The sequence below is a fragment of the Ferruginibacter sp. genome, assembly GCF_028288465.1.
Lineage (GTDB): Bacteria > Bacteroidota > Bacteroidia > Chitinophagales > Chitinophagaceae > Ferruginibacter.
In genome coordinates, this window is the sequence record NZ_JAQBNR010000015.1 from 376,637 (window position 1) to 395,261 (window position 18,625).

The 18,625-nt window shown below is 41.4% G+C and carries 13 protein-coding genes; 5 read left to right on the top strand and 8 right to left on the bottom strand.

The features are described from left to right. Window positions 1-309 precede the first annotated feature (309 nt). Window positions 310-1,008, top strand: a complete 699-nt coding sequence (locus tag JWR61_RS06645) for a hypothetical protein (RefSeq protein WP_301927055.1) — start codon at window positions 310-312, stop codon at window positions 1,006-1,008. A gap of 99 nt (window positions 1,009-1,107) precedes the next feature. Then, window positions 1,108-2,928, top strand: a complete 1,821-nt coding sequence (locus tag JWR61_RS06650; RefSeq protein ID WP_301927056.1) for a glycoside hydrolase family 2 protein — start codon at window positions 1,108-1,110, stop codon at window positions 2,926-2,928. 87 nt (window positions 2,929-3,015) lie between these two features. On the opposite strand, the gene JWR61_RS06655 is transcribed toward JWR61_RS06650, so the two are convergent. Then, the gene (locus JWR61_RS06655) at window positions 3,016-4,866 is read right to left on the bottom strand and encodes a histidine kinase dimerization/phosphoacceptor domain -containing protein (RefSeq protein WP_301927057.1); all 1,851 of its coding nucleotides are present in this window, start codon (window positions 4,864-4,866) and stop codon (window positions 3,016-3,018) included. Window positions 4,867-5,895: 1,029 nt separating this feature from the next. After that, the gene (locus JWR61_RS06660; RefSeq protein WP_301927058.1) at window positions 5,896-6,414 is read right to left on the bottom strand and encodes a DinB family protein; all 519 of its coding nucleotides are present in this window, start codon (window positions 6,412-6,414) and stop codon (window positions 5,896-5,898) included. Between the two features lie 562 nt (window positions 6,415-6,976). On the opposite strand from JWR61_RS06660, the gene JWR61_RS06665 reads away from it, so the two are divergent. The 3 genes from JWR61_RS06665 to JWR61_RS06675 all read left to right on the top strand — a co-directional run bounded on the left by JWR61_RS06665 (window position 6,977) and on the right by JWR61_RS06675 (window position 9,922). Continuing rightward, window positions 6,977-7,423 carry a hypothetical protein gene (locus JWR61_RS06665; protein ID WP_301927059.1) on the top strand — a complete coding sequence of 149 codons (447 nt, stop codon included), beginning with the start codon at window positions 6,977-6,979 and terminating at the stop codon, window positions 7,421-7,423. Window positions 7,424-7,562: 139 nt separating this feature from the next. After that, window positions 7,563-8,033 carry a nucleoside deaminase gene (locus JWR61_RS06670; RefSeq protein WP_301927060.1) on the top strand — a complete coding sequence of 157 codons (471 nt, stop codon included), beginning with the start codon at window positions 7,563-7,565 and terminating at the stop codon, window positions 8,031-8,033. A 161-nt stretch (window positions 8,034-8,194) separates the two neighbouring features. After that, complete coding sequence (locus tag JWR61_RS06675; protein ID WP_301927061.1) at window positions 8,195-9,922, top strand: FAD/NAD(P)-binding protein; 1,728 nt, start codon at window positions 8,195-8,197, stop codon at window positions 9,920-9,922. A gap of 337 nt (window positions 9,923-10,259) precedes the next feature. On the opposite strand, the gene JWR61_RS06680 is transcribed toward JWR61_RS06675, so the two are convergent. From JWR61_RS06680 to JWR61_RS06705, 6 genes are all read right to left on the bottom strand, one after another. Beyond that, a complete protein-coding gene (locus JWR61_RS06680; protein WP_301927062.1) occupies window positions 10,260-11,546 on the bottom strand; it encodes a sensor histidine kinase in 1,287 nt (428 codons plus the stop codon). After that, the gene (locus JWR61_RS06685; protein ID WP_301927063.1) at window positions 11,543-12,568 is read right to left on the bottom strand and encodes an ATP-binding SpoIIE family protein phosphatase; all 1,026 of its coding nucleotides are present in this window, start codon (window positions 12,566-12,568) and stop codon (window positions 11,543-11,545) included. Before JWR61_RS06685 ends, JWR61_RS06680 begins: the two co-directional genes overlap by 4 nt. Then, window positions 12,561-12,974, bottom strand: coding sequence for an anti-sigma regulatory factor (locus JWR61_RS06690; protein ID WP_301927064.1), 414 nt, complete (start codon window positions 12,972-12,974; stop codon window positions 12,561-12,563). The genes JWR61_RS06685 and JWR61_RS06690 overlap by 8 nt, the downstream gene beginning before the upstream one ends. Then, window positions 12,961-13,359, bottom strand: a complete 399-nt coding sequence (locus JWR61_RS06695; protein ID WP_301927065.1) for an STAS domain-containing protein — start codon at window positions 13,357-13,359, stop codon at window positions 12,961-12,963. Before JWR61_RS06695 ends, JWR61_RS06690 begins: the two co-directional genes overlap by 14 nt. Before the next feature lie 3 nt (window positions 13,360-13,362). After that, window positions 13,363-14,223: an STAS domain-containing protein gene (locus JWR61_RS06700; protein WP_301927066.1), complete on the bottom strand. Its 861-nt coding sequence runs from the start codon at window positions 14,221-14,223 to the stop codon at window positions 13,363-13,365. 427 nt (window positions 14,224-14,650) lie between these two features. Then, a complete protein-coding gene (locus JWR61_RS06705) occupies window positions 14,651-18,499 on the bottom strand; it encodes a PAS domain S-box protein (RefSeq protein WP_301927067.1) in 3,849 nt (1,282 codons plus the stop codon). Window positions 18,500-18,625: the final 126 nt, after the last annotated feature.

The window sequence follows — 18,625 nt, forward strand, 5'->3', positions numbered from 1 at the left end:
AAATTTAATGACGCTGGTTATACAAGTTGGTCTTACTATAAAGCCTCACTATCACCTGTTGCAAATCTCCTGATGCAACACCATATATTAAATAGCCATTACTGTCAACTTTGTACCCACTTTAAGTTATGTCCATGTATCCGGGAAAGCCCAGGTGGAGGGGTTATATATTTTAGTTACAATTTGCTTCTGTGTTTGGCGTACTCTTCGATGCCAGGTTGCGCCCGACCTGACTGTAACAAAATGAACTTGTCTAATAGTTGACTATCACTACTTTCGTCCAATGATTCTATATTTATATCAACCACTATGATCAATTTACCTTATTCTGAGTACCCAATTCACTGTGTCACAAATTTTCAGGATCTTGTTTCCACGCATTTTCATGGAGCAATGAATGCGATTTGCTGGGCCCGTACATTATCAGGCGATTTTGCTGATATTGTCAACAAGGTAGAACTAACTGAAAATATAGGGGTACTTGATGAAGCCGGGCTTCGTAGACTTCAATTAAGTGAACAGGGGCAGCTTGCCCGTGACATTCTTTTGCGGGATTTGAAATTGTTGGAAGCGCATGGCGCAGCTCCCATCCTTAATGTAATAAGGAGCTATGAGAGAGACGATGCCTGCCCTTTTTTTCCAACGGATGTGTATTCATTTCATGCCGATCGCTCGCCTGTACCAACCGATACCTTTTTATGCACGTACTATGGCGAGCCGAGTGAAATATTACCGAATGTACAAGCCGAACAAAAAGTTTTTGTTCCCGAAATACGTGCTGAACTTAAAAAACTATATCATGGAGCAGCCGAAGGTTTTGAAACTTTTTTAAGTGGGCATTGCTTTGATCTGCACTATCAGCCAAAAGCCGCCGCACGCCCTTTTAGCTTAGGCCTGGGTAATTTATGGAGATTAGCGATTGATCATCCTGAAAGTCAGGTTCCTCCCTGTGTTCACCGTGCTCCAAAGGAAATAACCGGGCAGCACCGTTTGTTGATGATCTGTTGAATACAAAATGAACAACGGGGTGAATGGATCCGGGGAAGTAAAGTCTGCACGTTGGGCCATCTATAGAAGCAATAAATTGAAACCTGTAAAATATTCAACATGAAACAACTTCATACGACATTGTTCCTGTCATTATTTTTCACCGTCCATTGTTATTACCTGTTAACTGCACAGGAGGCAAAACTGCCAACCCGGTGGACCAGGTCCGCAATGGAGGCATCCATTCCACTAAGCGAATATCCACGGCCACAATTACAACGTGCGCAATGGATGTGTTTGAACGGTAAATGGGATTATGTGGGTGGTAAAGGAATTGCCAGTGCATTCAATCCGGAAAATCCAATCTACTTTGAAGGTAAAACGGAGAAGATACGTGTTCCGTTTTGCCCGGAATCAGTGCTGTCCGGTATTGAGCGCAACCAGGAAATCAATATGTGGTATCATCGTAGCTTTGCCATTCCGGAAGCCTGGCAAAACAAACAGGTGATACTGCACTTTGATGCCGTTGATCACGATGCTACTATATTTGTAAACGGTCAGAAAGCAGGTCGTCATTCAGGCGGCTACGATGCTTTCAGTTTTAATGTTACACGTTTCTTAAAAAAAGGAATCAATAGCCTTGTTGTGGCGGCGCATGATCTCAATGACGGCAAAGCACCATCGGGTAAAAATGGCCCAAGGGGAGACTATACTTTTTCTTCAGGCATCTGGCAAACAGTTTGGCTGGAACCCGTGAATACAAACTATATAGAAAATATCCGGTTACTTCCCGACCTGGAAAACAACCGGTTGAAAATATTTGTAAATGCAGCAAGTGGAACAAAGCTTTCCGCAGTAGCAATGGATGGTAAAAAAGTGATAGCTCAGGTGAATTCCATTTCCGGAGCTGATTTTTTTCTCCCGATAAATCATCCCAAATACTGGTCGCCTGATACACCCTTTTTGTATGATTTAAAAATTACTTTATTGAATGCAAATGGAAGTCGTACTGATGAGGTAATAAGCTATTTTGGGATGAGGGATATCAAACTGGGTAAAGTGAATGGTGTGAACAGGACCTTGCTGAATGGACAATTTGTAATGCAACTCGGATTGCTCGACCAGGGCTACTGGCCTGATGGAATTTTGACTGCTCCTACGGAGGAAGCTTTAAAGTTTGATATCCTGTTCACTAAAAAAGCAGGCTTTAATCTTATCAGAAAACATATGAAAACCGAGCCCCGGCGTTTTTATTATTGGGCAGATAAGTTGGGGCTGATGGTTTGGCAGGATATGCCGGCGATATGGTACCAGGATGAAGACACGGTTAAAACAAGAAGTGAATTCCGGCAGGAACTAAAAGCAATAGTAGATGATCATTATAACTCCCCATCCATTATTACCTGGGTACCTTTTAATGAAAATTGGGGTGCCTTTGATGTTAAATCAATTACAGACTGGATAAAACAGTATGACCCGTCACGATTGGTAAATGGTAATTCCGGATTCAATAATAATCCATCTTACCAGCAAGCTTATGGCGACCCTGGTAATGGTGATTTTGTGGATACCCATATTTACGTTGGCCCCTATGGTGCATCTGTGCCAGATGATCGCCGTGCTGCATCATTGGGCGAATTTGGCGGAGTTGGTTTATTTACAAGAGGACACATGTGGCCTGTTGCAAACAATGCTTATGATTACGAAGCAACAAAAGCAGCACTTACCGACCGGTATGTGTTTTTACTGGACCAGGTTGAACAATTGATGAAATACAAAGGACTCAGCGTAGCCATATATACTCAAACAACCGATGTGGAACATGAAATAAATGGCTTTTTAACTTATGACAGGGCTATTGAAAAAATGGAGTTAAGCAGGATAAAAGTCATCAATGATGCTGTTATTAAAGCAAGCCATAAAATTAATACGCCGCAATAAATCTTTTGCGGCCGGCTTCAAAGCAACTTCTCCTCCGGGAAGTTTAAGTCGCGACTAATTCAAATTATGATGACTCGTACGTAAAACTTAAGCAGCCTTTACTGGTTTAAATTCAAAGAAGACATGCGTACCATTGTTATTTTCTTCTTTCATGGTGCCTTCTAATTGTTGCGTGAGCAGTGAGATGAGTTGCCCGCCAAAGCCGGTGCCTTTGATGATACCGCTTTTGCCCACGCCGTTATCCGATATCTGCATGTGTAAATTACCATTGGCTGCCTGCGCTAATTTAATCTGCACTTTACCGCTTCTGCCATCGGGAAAAGCATATTTAATGGTGTTGGTCAACAGTTCGTTTACAATCAGGCCGAGCGGTACAGCAGTATCCACATCTACGTTCAATGCCTCCATGGCACATTCTACCTGCACCCTTTTTTGTGCGCCAAAAGAATCCAGTATGCTATCACTTAGGTTAAGGAAATAATCTTTCATTTCAATAGCACCCAGGTTTACGCCCTGGTACAATTTCTGGTGCACAATGCCGATGGATTGCACCCGGTTTTGTCCTTCGTGCATCGCATCCCTGGCACTGACGTCGTTCAGCTGGTTGCTTTGCAAAGCCAGCAGACTGCTTACTACTTCCAGGTTATTTTTTACCCTGTGATGAATTTCTTTCAGTAACAATTCATTCTCTGCATTCCTGGCGACAAGGGATGTCTGCGTGGTATTGAGTTCCGACACCGTTTTTTCTATTTTATCGTTCTTGTCTTTTAAAGCAAGGTTTGCTTTTTGCTTATTACGGTTATTGCGGTAAAGAACAAATGAAATTACCAGCGTACTTACCAAAAGTCCAACTGCAGTATTAAAACGCAACTTGTTTTTAGCATCTGTTTCAGCCAGGTTCAAATCGTCCATGCGCTGCTTTTCTTTTATCTCCAGTTGCTTTACCTGTTTGGCTTTTTCAATATTGGTAACGGTATCCTTGGCGGCTGTTGAGGTCTTTAAAAATCCGTATGCCCTGGCCGGGTCGGTTTTTTCAAACACCTGTGATAATAAGCTGGAAGAATTCATTATGACCAGGTAATTTTTAAATTTGTTTCCTCCAGCCAATGCCAGGCTTGCATATCGTTGTGCTGAGTCCTGCCTGCCCTGGTTAAAATAGATCAGTGCCAGTTCATTGGTTACCTCATTTTCAAAAAAGCCTTCCTGCCCGTTGGAAGTGGCCAAGATCTGCTTGCAATAATTTGCCGCTTCATCATATTGTTTTCGCTTGCTGCTGATACGTGCCAGTATTAATATGGGCCAATTTTCCTGGAATGGAAAATACAATTTGGAGTAAGCCTGTGTTTCTCTCGCAAAATGTTCTGCTGAATCCAGGTTGTTTTGTCTTTCATGTTCCTGCGCCAATAAAAACATAGCACTCCATTGCGTGAAATGATCTGACTGTTTTATCCGGGGGTGGTAGTAGGCTTTCTGTGCCCATTTCAGCGACTCCTTATCATCTCCCAGTTTCTGGTAAAGCAGGCCCATCATATTGATGCCATAGATCTCCCGGACGGGAGCATTTTTTCTACTTAGGTTGATTGATTCATAGGCTGCAGCAAACCCCTTTTCAAAAGAAGAGGTTATAGCATAAGAGAAAGACAGGGCTTCAAGACATTCCAGTTCACCCATCGGAAATTTTATTTTTCTTGCGAGGTTAAGTCCTTCATTTCCCAACTCAACAGATTCACTGGTATTGCTGAGTGTTGTGGAGCGGCTGAGCCAATACAAAGCGTGCACTGTATTCGTATCCTGTCGATTGACCTTGATAATATTTTTAAAACTATCCACAGCAGGGTGCTCCAGTCGGAAAGGTTGGGCAAACAGCATATGGGCACTACATAATATTGCCAGCGTAAACAGCATGTGGATCTTACAGGAAAGCAGGCGATAATGCATAACGTTTAATTTATGTTGAAATTTGTGCGGCAAAACTTTCAGCTTTTCAACACATGTGGTGGTAAAAGGATGGTGGTTTAACGTTGTCAAATTAAGTTAGGTTTTATGGTCTGAGATAAACACAGAAACCTGGGTTTATGGACAAGCTGTTGTTATCCAAATATACACAATGCAAATAGCTAACATGGAGTAAAGTTTTAGCGAAGTAAGTAAAACCATGGGTAACTTATAACACAGGCGGTGGTTATTCATTTTTATCAGGGTATGACAATTCTGCGTTTTAGCTTATTGACCAATTCTCTCGTGTCAATTTAATAAACAGTATTTATAATATTATCATAACAGGTAAGAAACAAGTTGAAGTAGCTATCCATTAAAACTGTCGTATACGGTTCAGCGATCGGCTGCATTTTTACGGGAAACAATACTTGTTTAAGATGCTTGTATAAGAAAAGTTTTAACCACCGCTAATACCTTTTTTTGTTTACAATTATACTGAAGAATGAACTGGCTTTAGTGTAAGGGTAGCGGGCGGAATAAGACCATTGCTTCCCGTTGCGCCATACAACAAATTAATTAACAACAATTCGACCAATGCTGCCATATTATCGCTTCTAAAAACAGAACCACCGGTATATGCGTTATCAGGAGAGCATTATTTTGCAGAGCCAGCAACGGTACAAAGAAACCGGCCACACATAAATAATTTACCGTTAGCAAGTGCAAGCGTTTATCAGTTTGAAGAAGTACCTGCGCTGACAGGCGTTACAAGGCATTTATCAGCTTAACAATTTTATAAAAATAGTAGAAGTGACCTGTTATTTGAGCAAAGAGGAATTTGCCTTACGCAACCCAGCCGGATTGCTGCAAATGTTACAGCGAACAGAACGCACCTTCATGCTTGCCTCTGGACCGGCTGCAAGGTTAATCAAAACAACTGCAATAATAGTACAGCTGTTAATCGTAATTATAAAGATGCCGCAGTTATTATCAGGAGCTGCGGCATATCAGGCAATGCAAAAAATAAGTCTAATTCATTTGTGCCATCATGGCCTGGCTTTCTTCGTATGTGGGGCCGTACAAACCAGGAATGGTATTGCCGGTAGCCCTTAAATGCGCCACCAGTTCTCCACGGTGATGGTACAGATGATTGAATAAAAAACTTCTTACCACTGCCGCTCTGGGCATTGGTGGCATAATATCTTTTCCACCCATTTGCATGTGCCACACGTTCATCAAAGTAGCTTCATCCGCGCCTTCCAGTACCTTTCTTGCAGCTGCCAAATTTTCTTCAAATTTGTCTACAATATTGGATGCCTTGCTGATATCTCCCTTGTCATACTTGTAAGAGCCCATATCAAAAACATCCTGGTTAAAAGTACCATCAAACCAGTTGTACACTTCTGCAATGTGCGATGCTAACTGGCCTACCGACCATAGATGCGGCTGTGGTTTATAATTCAGTGCAGCATCAGGAATGGCTTGCAATAATTTACGGGTGTTCTCAGCTTCCTGCTCAAATTCACCCAACAAAGCTTGTTTAATCATGGTTGTATGTTTTAGGTATTAAATATACAAAATTGCTTTTTTCCTTTTTATTATTTCTATATGAAGAATTACCCGTTTGGCGGTAGTAATTTATGAGGTTTACAAATGAAGATTTCCCGCCTGGTCCGTAGGTTTTACTGAAGTCTGCGTTGCGCCCCTATGGTCCAAACAGTATGCTGAAATGAGTTCTGTGCGGCTGAAGGGTGTAAGGCATCCGGGAGGCTATGCCCGGGCTATGTAACAAACACGTTATCAGTGATGATGCACCGGCAGCTGGGCTGCTGCCATCTTTTACAAAGTGCAGAAGTAAGCAATGGGCTATTGGATAAGTCTTCCTTTGCAGCGTCAGCCAGGGCAAAAGCGCACTTTGAATGGTTCCCTTGCTATCCTCTTCCGTCAATTAAGCGCTGATGGTAATCAATTGTTGCGTCCCTTGAAAAGATGAAATATCATAATGGCCAGCACCGTTGAACAGCCCTGTTTATTTTAACAACTTGTAATGAAACTTAGCCTCCTCATTGCCGTCTCATTGCGGTAATCATTCATCTTAAAAACATTAGCCATGAAAAAGATTTTCACCTATTCAATTGTAGCTGCTTTGGCGGCCATTTTATTTACAAGTTGTACAAAAGACAGAATACACAATGACAGTTCCTACTGGCTTTCACAGGAGAGCGGCAATGTAGTGTATAGCAATAACTCATGCGGGTACTATGCGGTAGAAACACAGTATGGATACACCATTATACAAAACCTGGATGGATTCAGGACCTATGAAGGAGATGTGATGTTTGGCAACTTTGGCGGTATTGGTACCAGGGATTTCTACAATCATACTGCAAACGTAGTTACCAGGGGAACCGTGATGGAATATGATCTTACTTATAATGAAGCTCTTGCTGCATTGGATTATTATTGTCCTGTGGCTGGCGCAAATGGATTCAGGATGTTGCAGAGTGCAACTGCACAATCTAAAATTAAAAGAACTGCAACTACGGTACCACAATAGAACTTGTTACTGATTGGGTAAACCCTGAAAATTGCAAATGCGGTTCTCCTGAATAAAATGCTGATATAAAAGAGATCGTATTGATATACATAGGGTTATTCCTGCAATAATATGGCACAGAATTGTCAGGTAAATACGCATGACAGTAACCAACGATCAGAAAAGATTTATGCAAATGGCCATTGACCTCTCCGAGCAGGCGGTTGACAGTAAAAAAGGGGGACCATTTGGTGCAGTAATCACCAGGGAAGGTAAGATTATAGGTAGCTCCGGCAATCACGTGCTGCAACTGACAGACCCCACAGCCCATGCAGAAATTATGGCAATAAGAGATGCCTGTGAAAATATGGGGACGACTGATTTGTCCGGATGTGAAATTTATTCCTCGGCAGAGCCATGCCCTATGTGTACTGCAGCAATTTACTGGGCAGGATTAAAAAAAATATATTTCAGCAATACGGAAGAAGAATCGCTGGACTATGGTTTTGTGGATAAGGAAATATTGGAAGAGTTGAGAAAGCCCGCCGGTAAAAGAAAAATAAAAGCCAGCCGGATTGCCAATCCATCTGCTTTAAAAGTTTTTGATAAGGCACTTAAACAAAACGGATAGGAGTTGTGTAATATTGAATAATGCCTGGGCCAATGAAGTTGCCCGGGCATATTAGCAACCGGATAAAAATATTCTGTTCAAAAATTTTGGCACTTTCTATCCCGAAACGGCTGTTTCCTCCTTCTTTAACAAAAGAGTTTTGAAATACATAATGCACAGTTATGAAACGGATTGGTATTGTTGGCGGCGGGCCTGCCGCATTATTTTTATACAAACGGATTATTGAAAACTCAGGTGCTCCCGTATACGTAGCTATTTTCGAAAAAAAAGATCGGCTGGGTACCGGTATGCCTTACAGCAGGGAAGGGGCTGGTAAGGAGCATGTTACCAATGTATCCGGTAACGAAATCCCACAACTTGTAACGAGCATAACTGACTGGATAAATAATTGTCCGCCACAACTGCTGCACGAATTTGATATGGAACCTGCTATGTTCAATGAATTTAAGGTATTGCCCCGGCTGCTGTTTGGAGAATACCTGGCAGCACAATTTAAACTGCTGCAACAAGCAGCAAAGCAGGCTGGTATTAAAACAACAATGTATTACAATACCGTGGTAGCAGACATAGTATACGACGCTGGTAGCTCTGAAACAACCGTGGTAACAGCTACCGGCAGCAAGTATGAATTTGACGATGTGGTGATTTGTACAGGGCACTGCTGGCCAAAGCACTATGAGCACTCCATCCGTCGGTGGTATGATTCTCCCTATCCACCGGCCAAGCTGCAGCAGCCGGTTAATTTTGCTGTAGCCATTAAGGGCGCTTCTCTTACTGCTATTGATGCCATTCGTACCCTGGCAAGGCAAAACGGTACATTTAGCAAACAGGAGAATGGAATGTATACATACTCTGTAAATAAAGTAAGTGAAGGGTTCAGCCTGGCACTCCATTCAATTAAAGGCCTGCTGCCGGGTATTCGTTTTCATTTGGATGATACCCACTTATCCCAGGGTACAGCATTAACACCAGGCCAGATCAATAGTATAAAAGATACACACAATGGCTTTGTACCACTTGACTATATTTTCGAACAGCATTTTAAGCAGCCGCTCCGTGAAAAGAATGCGGCATTTTTTGAACGGATAGCAGGGTTGAACCTGGAAGAATTTGTAGAAGCGATGATGGCGATGAGGGAAGCATTGGATCCCTTCACATTGTTTAAAGCCGAGTACCGCGAAGCCGAAAAATCTATTCGCAATCAACAGTCAGTATACTGGAAGGAGATGCTGGCCGTGCTCAGTTACGAAATGAATTATCCGGCTAAACATTTTTCCGCGGAAGACATGCTGCGCCTTAAAAAAGTTCTGCTGCCACTGATAGCTATCGTAATCGCATTTGTGCCTCAAAGTTCAGCCAGGGAACTCATTGCATTGCACGAGGCAGGTGTACTGCGTGTTGTGCCTGTGGAGGCTGACAGTGAAGTTGTACCAGTACCGGAAGGAGGGTGCCTTTACAGGTATACCGATGAAGCAGGGGAGCCGCGGCAGACGTACTATAAGATGTTTATTAATGCGGTCGGGCAGCCCGCTTTTATGTTCAGCGATTTTCCTTTTCCGTCGCTGGCAACTGCCGCCATCATTAGCCCGGCACAATTAAAATTTCAGTCGGTAGAAAGTGCCCGGGCACAAATTGAGCAGGGCAACTTAAATATTGTAAGGCTTACGCCGCATGATCATTACCTGCAGGTACCTGGTATTAATATCAACGATCACTTCCAGGTAGTGAATAAGTTTGGCGAGGTAACGGCCAGTCTTTATATCATGGCAGTACCGTATATAGCCGGTCTCAATCCCGATTACTCAGGGCTGGACTTTTGTGAAACAGCTTCTGAACGTATTGCACAGGCAATGTTTATAAAGGATTCCTCAGAACATGCCGCGGCTTAGCCGACATATATCGACAGCCATTGTAATTACTGCCGGGTAACACACGTGTGTACATTAAAGCACTTTGCAACTGTTACTATCTTCTTTGTTCGTGTATCTGCTGACTAATATGTTCACAATTAATCTAAAAGTATACAGATCATTTTGTAAAGGCAGGCTGGCCATCTATAAATTGATTGAAACACACTTTATTTACAACGGTAACGACTTACCGGATACTGCAGGACGGCTGAGTTAAAAAGGACCCTGTCGTGCCTGAGCGATAAACAGTTTCATTTAGGTTGGTTAGGAACCCAGGGGTGAAAGAGTGCACCTATTACGGAGTAACAGCAAGACTTTACTCCATTTGCAACTCGTATTCCTTAAGAAAAAAATAGAAGGTAGTACCCTTGCCAGGCAAGCTTTCTACCTGAATTTTACCGCCGTTTTTTTCCACCATACTTTTAACAATATAGAGCCCGATTCCGTGCCCTTCTTTAGTAGTTGTAAACCTGGTAAATGGTGTAAATAGCTTATCCCCGTTCCTTACAAGATCAATGCCCTCCCCATTATCCATAAAAGTAAGTAAGATATAGTTATCCCTTTTTGATGTGACGATTGTTATATCTAAAGGTCGCTCACATGAACGGTATTTTACGGCATTGCTTAACAGGTTGGAAAATATACTGGAAATGTATCCCTGCACGTAACAGATTTCTTTTACCTGTTTAAAATCAGTAATCAAATTAATTGCGTCAATGCCATAGTGCTTTTTAATAGGTTCGATGATGTCCCCGAGTTCTTCTTCAAATACTATATTTTGTGTCGCCTGTTTTCCCTTGCTCTGAAACTCGAGGATATTGATAAGACCATTAATTGTTTTCCCCAGTTTTTTTTCAGCCCTTGCAACCACATCAATAATTTCATCCTGCAAAACGAGGTTTTTATTTTCCTTTAATAAGCTCACGGAAAGCTTTAAACTTGTCAGTGGAGTCTTTAGTTCATGTGATACCGAATAGGTAAATTGCTGAAGGTATGCATTGCGTGTTTCCAGGCTTACATTAAGTTGTTTGATCTGATCTATCTGCTGATCCACTTTCATTTTTTCAACCTTCAGCTCTTCAGTCAGCTGAATCAATTGCTCATTGCGATTTTTCAATTCTTCATAAGCTGATACAACCGGTTCATTTTTTAAATGCAAAATCCAGCCTTTGATAATCAAATTATTTATAGGCACTGCATTGGCGTGAATATATTTTTCAAGTACCACCGTTGTGCCATTGGCAGTACTATTGATTTTAAAACCGTCAGAAAGCTTGCGGGCAAATACAATACCCAGCCCCCGGCCTTTGTACAGCTGGGGATCCCGCTGTAAAATACTATCCAGCCCCTTTATGCCCGTACCTTCATCTTTAATAATCACTTCCACCTTATACTCATCGCCGGTTTTTACAAGGTTGTAGGTTATTTTGCCTGCCTTTCCATACATGAGACAGTTGCGGCAAATTTCTGAAACAGCAGTGGCAAACCTTGTTTGTTCAGCCAGGCTTATACCAACAAATTTACAAATCTGCATTGCCCTTCGATGGGTAAGTACCAGATCCATTTCATTATTAATATCAATTACTGAAATTGCTGTTGTCATACACTGATATGTTTTTGCCGGATCACACCTATTGTGATATCATCATTGCCTCTTTTATTGTCTTTGTACAATGCAGCCGCTACTATGGACCCATCACAAAATAAAATTTGCGGGTATTTTTGAATATCCCATCTTGTGTTGATTCCATCGCTGTGCAGCACCAGTACATCCTGCTTCTCCCATTTATAAATATGATTATTCATAGTGTTGGGTATAGAATGACCAATAATACCATTATAGGAAATAAAGGATTTGTTTTTACCTGATATAACTTTTGAAGAAATATTACCTACCCCGCAGTAAGTCATTTCGCAGGTACTAAAATCAACTTGGGTAATATTAATCACAGCGCCCCTTGTTTTTCTTATCGCGGCATCTATTGCTATTAACGCATCGTCAGGTGCCATTTTTTGATTTGCTCTGAAAGACTCAATGGCTTTTACCGATGCCTCCTGGGCATGTATACCATGGCCCAGGCCATCTGCTATAATAAACTTCAGCACACTGCCTTTTAATATTACATCCCAACGATCTCCGCAAGCTATTTCGCCTGGCTTGGAAACCATCAGCACCTTAACATCTATTTTTTTTGTGTTTACTATTGCCGGCTTTACCAGGAATAAACGGGATAATACGATGGTGCCCCAACCTTTTAACGTATACAAATCAAATTCATCTGACAATCTTTTGATGGCGCCCAATCCCTGGCCCAGTGTTTTGGTAGTGGATATGCCATCCTGCATCATTTTCAGCGGAACACTCATGCCCGGGCCTGAGTCAATACAAATCAGTTCTATGCCGGTATATTGAGTTTCGTCTTTAATTTTCTTTATAAGTATTTCGCCACCACCTGTTGCGTGTTTCACCAGGTTACTGGTTAACTCAGCAACAATTATTTCCAGTTCAGCCAGCCTGGTGCCTGCAAAGCCAACCTGCTTCGCTATCTTTTTTATTTCGGACCGTACATAAGCCTGGTATGTTCTGTTGGGCATTGTAACGCAACTATGCGGAGATTCAACCATTCTTCCATTTTGTGATACTTATTGTAGTGCCTTTTCCTTTTACAGTTTTAACGTCAAAAATATTTACGAGCCTTTTAGCCCCGGGAAGGCCGAGCCCGAGGGATTTACCGGTAGTATATCCATCTGTCATAGCCTTATCAATATCCGCTATACCGGGACCATTATCTATAAAGGTTAGCCTTATACCGGTCTGAAGTGCAGAAATGGTTACTATTTCGCAAATCACTTTTCCCTCTTTTGCGTAAATAAGCATGTTACGTACCAACTCGCTGGCAGCGGTAAGTAATTTAGTTTTGTTGAGGAGCCCCATTTTAATTTTTTCTGCATATTCATTTACCCTGTTGCGGAAAAAAACCACATCCTGTTCTCTTTTTATTGCAATGGTTTCTTTGTTAAGTGTTATCATCCGTGTCGTCAGCAATTACGGTACTGTCAAGTAATAATTTTTCCTGCAAAAGTGCCATTCCCTTTTCAACGTTCAATGCAGTATGCACACCGCTTAATGGCAAGCCTAATTCTATCAGCGTAATGGCAACGGCCGGTTGCATACCTACCACCACGGTATGTGCATCCAGTATTTTCGACATTTGTGCAATATTTCCCAATATCCTGCCCATAAATGAATCAACGATATTCACTGCAGAAATATCTATCAACACTCCTTTTGAGGAATGCTTATTAATCATATTTACCAAATCGCTTTCAAGGTTCAGGGCTAAACGATCGTATAAGTCTACCTGTATGGTTACCAAAAGGTAGTCGCCCATTTTTAAAATAGGTATCTTGTCCATTTATTAAAATTTAGGCTTTTCTGCAGTTTTTCTTACTTCCAGTTTCAGCATCATAAATGCACTGCGCAGTGCATGGGCCAGCGAGGCTTTTGTGTTGATATTAGCTAAATCTATTCCAAGGTGTACAATGGTTTGCGCTATTTCGGGACGTATTCCACTAATGATGCACTCTGCACCCATCAACCTGGTTGCACTCACTGTTTTAATTAAATGCTGGGCTACCAGTGAATCAACTGCCGGCACACCTGATATATCCAATATAGCAATTGTGCTTTCTGTTTCTACAATTTTCATCAGTAAATTTTCCATCACTACCTGTGTGCGTGCACTATCCAACGTGCCGATGATCGGCAGGGCTAAAATTCCATCCCACACCCTTATTACCGGCGTGGAAATTTCAGAAATTTCACTGGTCTGGCGTAAAATAACTTCCTCCCTGCTGCTGATAAAAGTTTCAAAGGTTAATATGGCCAGGGCGTCTATCAGTTTATTTATTTTTTGCGAATCAGCATATGGCACCAGGCCGTCTTTAAATTCTTTTTCCAGCACGCTCAAAAAAGCCTCTTTTAAACTGAAAACAAATACGCCTGTTTCACGTGGTGTATACCCTTGCATAGCCCGGGAAGTGGTAATCTCGGTTAATATTTCGGCCGCCTTTTCAAACTCCGGAGATTCTGTGTTTTGTGAATCCTCCTTTTTTAAAATGGAAATGACGGACTGTAAAAATTCTTCTGATTGCTTTCTTATTTCCTGGTTGGAGAGGAGTTCTTCCTTTAAACCATCATCCTGAAGCTGGATATTGATCCAGGACTCCAACACTGTTTTACTTTTTTTCTGTAGCAGTTGACCTATAGGTGACGCCATAATTTTATTTTTCTTTAGTTTGTAATTTGCATGAAATTATATCTTTTCTGTTATCTTTTTTTATACTTTTTTCGGGATATTATTTAACGGTTAACAACATCTCCCCGGCATTAGAAGGGCAGGCTCTGAAAGCAGGTTGCTCAGGGTATATCTTACCAATGCTACTTTGTCAATCCATTATTGGGTCTGCGTAATGGTCAATAATTATTGTCTGCGTTTTCCGTTTTAAAATAGTTGAGTTCCCTGTTCCGGATAGCACATCTTGCTATTGGTCAACGCTTGCACCGACGGAGGCTGCAGCGCCGGAAATTAACTTTCAAATTATAGTACTACAATTTTCATTTACACTTTGATTAAAAATTCAAGACTTCATTTCCAACAAATGGGTGACCGTTGAATTTGCAATAAGGGGATTATTATACTGTAATCACAAGTTGTTACATCCGTTTAATGCAAATGTAAAAGTGGCTCCTTTTCCTTTTTTACTTTCAACTGTTATAAAACCCTGGTGGCTTTCCATAATGGAATTTGCAATAAACAAGCCTATTCCAAAGCCCGGGTAGGTTTGTTCACTTACTCCGCCCACACGATAAAATCTTTCAAAAATATTTTGGTGTTCGTCAACGTCAATACCAATTCCATTATCTTTCACACTCACTGAAACGTGATTGGCTTTTGTTTGAAAGATGCGTATCTCAATAATGCCATCCGCCGGCGAATATTTAACTGCATTGGAAACGAAGTTAATTAAAACCTGGGCTATCTTATCCCTGTCGCAGTTTACGGAACATTTATCATCGTCATAAATTATGATCGACTGTTTCAAATCGGTAAAATAAAAGTCGGCCACCGTTTCAGCAACCAGTTCATTCAAACTGAAGATTGACTTTTGCAATGTAAGTTTATGTTCTTCAATTCTCGACAGGTCCAGCATTTCGGAAATGAGCCTTGTTAATCTTTCTATTTGTCTGTCGATACGCACTAATGAAGTTTTTAACTTACCCCTATCCCGATTTGTATTTTCATCCTCCAGCATCATCAATGATAGCTGGATGTATCCTTTAATGGCTGTAACCGGCGTCTTCAATTCGTGGCTCACCATCTTAATAAAGTTACCTTTTCGTTCCTCTTCCTGTTTTATCTGCTGAATGTCTGTATTGCTGCCTACCCACATATCGGTCTTTCCATCAGCATTTTTTACAGGTACAGCACGACTTAAATACCACTTATACTTACCTTCCTTATTTTGTATTCTGTATTCCATTTCAAAAACATCTCCCGAGCCAACAGATTGTTTCCAGTTGGTTCTGCATAGTTCAGCATCGTCTGGATGAACGGCTTTTAACCATCCCTCACCCTTTAATTCTTCAAAAGTCAACCCGGTAATGTTCATCCAACGCTGATTAAAAAAAGTCATGCTGCCATCTGCACCGGCAGTGGATATTTTTTGAGGCATAGCATTGGTAAGCAGCCGGAATTTTATTTCGCTTTCTTCGATTTTCTTTCTTGCCACTACCTGATCAGTAATTTCATGCGCCAAAGCCATCACACCCGTTATGGTTCCTGCTGCATTCCGCAATGGTTCGTATACAAACTTTACAAACACATCTTCAATCTGGCCATTGCGGGCAATCTTAAGGGGAAGTTCCTGGACTACAATACTTTCACCCGTGGTATAAACTGTATCCAGTAATTCTTTTACCCCCTGGTTTTTAAATTCCGGCAATACATCAAAGGTGCATTTATTAATAACGTCTGCCATGTTGCGGCCCCACATGTATAGCATTTGCCGGTTAACTGTTTCTATTATATATCTTTCTCCCCGCAATATGCAAATCGCTACCGGAGCCTGTAGTACAAGTAAACGGAAGCGTTCTTCGCTTTCTTTAATTTTTTCGGATGCGGTTTTTTGTTCGTGTATATCAGTCGTACTGCCCACCCACATTTTTATGTTGCCATTTTCTTCTTTAACCGGCGAGGCCAGGTTTAAATGCCATTTATATTCACCTTCTTTATTTAAAACCCGCATCTCCATATTTAAAACGGTGCCGGTATCTGTGGCTGTTTTAAAGCGGTCTTTAAATTCTTCGAGATCTTCAGGATGTATAATGTTTTGGTACCCGAAATTTTCAAGTTCCATAAAACTCATTCCTGTATAATCAAGCCAGTTCTTATTATAATAGGTTACTGCGCCGGCAGGGCTGGCATTGGTTATTTTTGCCGGCATCAAATCCGCCATTTGCCTGAAATGCAATTCGCTTTCTTCAATTCGTTTTTTTGCTATCATCTCCTCAGTTACTTCGTACCCAAAAACCAAAATGGAATAAATTGCTTTATGCTCATCATACATAGGTTGATAGCTGAAATTAAAATAGCGTAGTTCAGGGGATAAATTTTCATCACGGGCAAGCATAATAGGGATGTCGATGCCTACATAGGGTTCACCTGTATTGTACACTTTATCGAGCAGTCTATCAAAGCCCTGGCCTTGAAGCTCGGGCAAAGCTACCAAAATAGGCATACCCTTAATTGCACGTTTACCAAAAAGCCCTTGGTATTGTTTGTTTACCAACTCATACACATGATCCGGTCCCCTCAAAGTTGCAACAAACCCCGGGGATGTCATCAGCATATCTTCAAACAGCTGAGGTTGTACTTCCATTTTTTTGCGGGCCACAACAAGGCCGGTAACTTCAGTAGCAACTACAGTAATTCCTGTGATCAATCCATTTGTTTCAATGATTGGCTGATAAACAAAATTGTAAAATCCCTGGTGTTTTTTTTGATCCCGCTGCATATTAACTTCCAGTTCATTACCATGAAAAGGAATGCCTGTTTGCATTACGCTATCAAGCAGTTCCAGGATACCCTGGGTTTTTAATTCGGGCAAGGAATCAAAAATCGGTTTACCAATAAAGCCAGGAGGCTGGTCAACCAGCGCTAAATAAAAGTTATTGGCAATTTCCACTTTGTAATCGGCACCCTTTAAAATCATGATAGCCACCGGGGCTTGTGTTACCAGCAACCGGAATCGTTCTTCACTCTGTTGCAACGCATCCACCGAAAGTTTGCTTTCGTGAATATCAAAACCAACACCGATGTACCCCATGAATGCTCCACCGGGCAGGTACCGTGGATTACTTTTAACCATGTGCCACCTGTATTCGCCATCAAACCGTTTCATCCTTATAGCAGGCAAAAAATAGGGGTCCCGTTTTTCAAAAGCATCAGTGTAAGACTCCAGCATGCCAGGCATATCGTCGGGATGTATGATACCGTACCAGCCGCAGGCCATTGCTGCTTCAGGTGTTTGACCGGTATAATCAAGCCAGGTTTTATTCCAGAAACTGATCGTGGCTTCTGCGTTTGGCTCAATGGTAAAAGCAATCAGGGGAATGCAATCTGCCAGCGAGTGGAAACGATCTTCGCTTTCCTGCAGTTTTTTACTGATCATTACCTGGGGCGTCACTTCCTGTCCCATGATGGTAATGCCCGAAATGGTGTCATCAGCTTCAAGATAAGGCTGAAAAACAAAATTGAAATACTCGTCTTTTAATTGTCCGAGCACATCTTTCGGGAATTGTACTTCCTTACCATGATAGGTAATACCAGTTGTAAGCACTTCATCAAGCAAAGCAGGAAAGGGCGTATCCTGTAATTCAGGCATAATTTCCAGCAACGATTTTCCTTCTATATCCATTCCCTTTCCCCATATTTTTTTTACCCGGTCGTTAGCGAGTACGATAATCTTGTCTTTACCTTTTAACACTGCGAACGCAAATTGCGATTTCATCAGCATCATGTTATAGCGCTTTTCACTTTCTTCCAAATGTTTCAATGCATTGGTTTTGATTGCCAGTTCTGCAGCCAATGCTTCTCTTTGTGTAACATCCACTACATGCTGAACAATGTATTTTACTTCCATTAACTCATTAAAGACAGGCGAATGATTGAGGCTCCAATATTTAACTATAAAACCACCGCCCTGTGATGCAGGTTTGGGAATATCATATTTTATAACATCTGTGCTATCTGTTGTTTTATTGTGTATTACCCGTTGTAAAGAAGAAAAAATGCTACTCACTCCATTGGTAGTTATATCAGCGGGATTATCAGGAAACACACTGAAAAAATTCTGCCCGGTTATATTTTCCCTGGTTGTAGCAGTATTGTTTAAATAAGCATTGGATGCTGCTACAATATTAAAGGCTGTGTCAATTACTATCATCAACTCTGAAGACTGCTCAAAAAATGCTTTAAAATCGGAGGGTTCCATTTGCTGTAAATATTAGCCTTTTTATGTAAAAAGCTATACACCGTGGGCTATAACAATGCCAACAAATAAACAGGGATGCCGGCCGCTTAAATTGACCATCCCATCGCACAAAACAACCGGTACGCT

Excerpts from the sequence above, each read along its gene's own strand:
- JWR61_RS06670 (WP_301927060.1), top strand. The coding sequence starts at position 7,563 with ATGACAGTAACCAACGATCAGAAAAGATTTATGCAAATGGCCATTGAC.
- JWR61_RS06645 (WP_301927055.1), top strand. The coding sequence starts at position 310 with ATGATCAATTTACCTTATTCTGAGTACCCAATTCACTGTGTCACAAAT.
- JWR61_RS06695 (WP_301927065.1), bottom strand. The coding sequence starts at position 13,359 with ATGGACAAGATACCTATTTTAAAAATGGGCGACTACCTTTTGGTAACC.
- JWR61_RS06700 (WP_301927066.1), bottom strand. The coding sequence starts at position 14,223 with ATGGCGTCACCTATAGGTCAACTGCTACAGAAAAAAAGTAAAACAGTG.
- JWR61_RS06705 (WP_301927067.1), bottom strand. The coding sequence starts at position 18,499 with ATGGAACCCTCCGATTTTAAAGCATTTTTTGAGCAGTCTTCAGAGTTG.
- JWR61_RS06680 (WP_301927062.1), bottom strand. The coding sequence starts at position 11,546 with ATGACAACAGCAATTTCAGTAATTGATATTAATAATGAAATGGATCTG.
- JWR61_RS06655 (WP_301927057.1), bottom strand. The coding sequence starts at position 4,866 with ATGCATTATCGCCTGCTTTCCTGTAAGATCCACATGCTGTTTACGCTG.
- JWR61_RS06685 (WP_301927063.1), bottom strand. The coding sequence starts at position 12,568 with ATGGTTGAATCTCCGCATAGTTGCGTTACAATGCCCAACAGAACATAC.
- JWR61_RS06665 (WP_301927059.1), top strand. The coding sequence starts at position 6,977 with ATGAAAAAGATTTTCACCTATTCAATTGTAGCTGCTTTGGCGGCCATT.
- JWR61_RS06675 (WP_301927061.1), top strand. The coding sequence starts at position 8,195 with ATGAAACGGATTGGTATTGTTGGCGGCGGGCCTGCCGCATTATTTTTA.
- JWR61_RS06650 (WP_301927056.1), top strand. The coding sequence starts at position 1,108 with ATGAAACAACTTCATACGACATTGTTCCTGTCATTATTTTTCACCGTC.
- JWR61_RS06690 (WP_301927064.1), bottom strand. The coding sequence starts at position 12,974 with ATGATAACACTTAACAAAGAAACCATTGCAATAAAAAGAGAACAGGAT.
- JWR61_RS06660 (WP_301927058.1), bottom strand. The coding sequence starts at position 6,414 with ATGATTAAACAAGCTTTGTTGGGTGAATTTGAGCAGGAAGCTGAGAAC.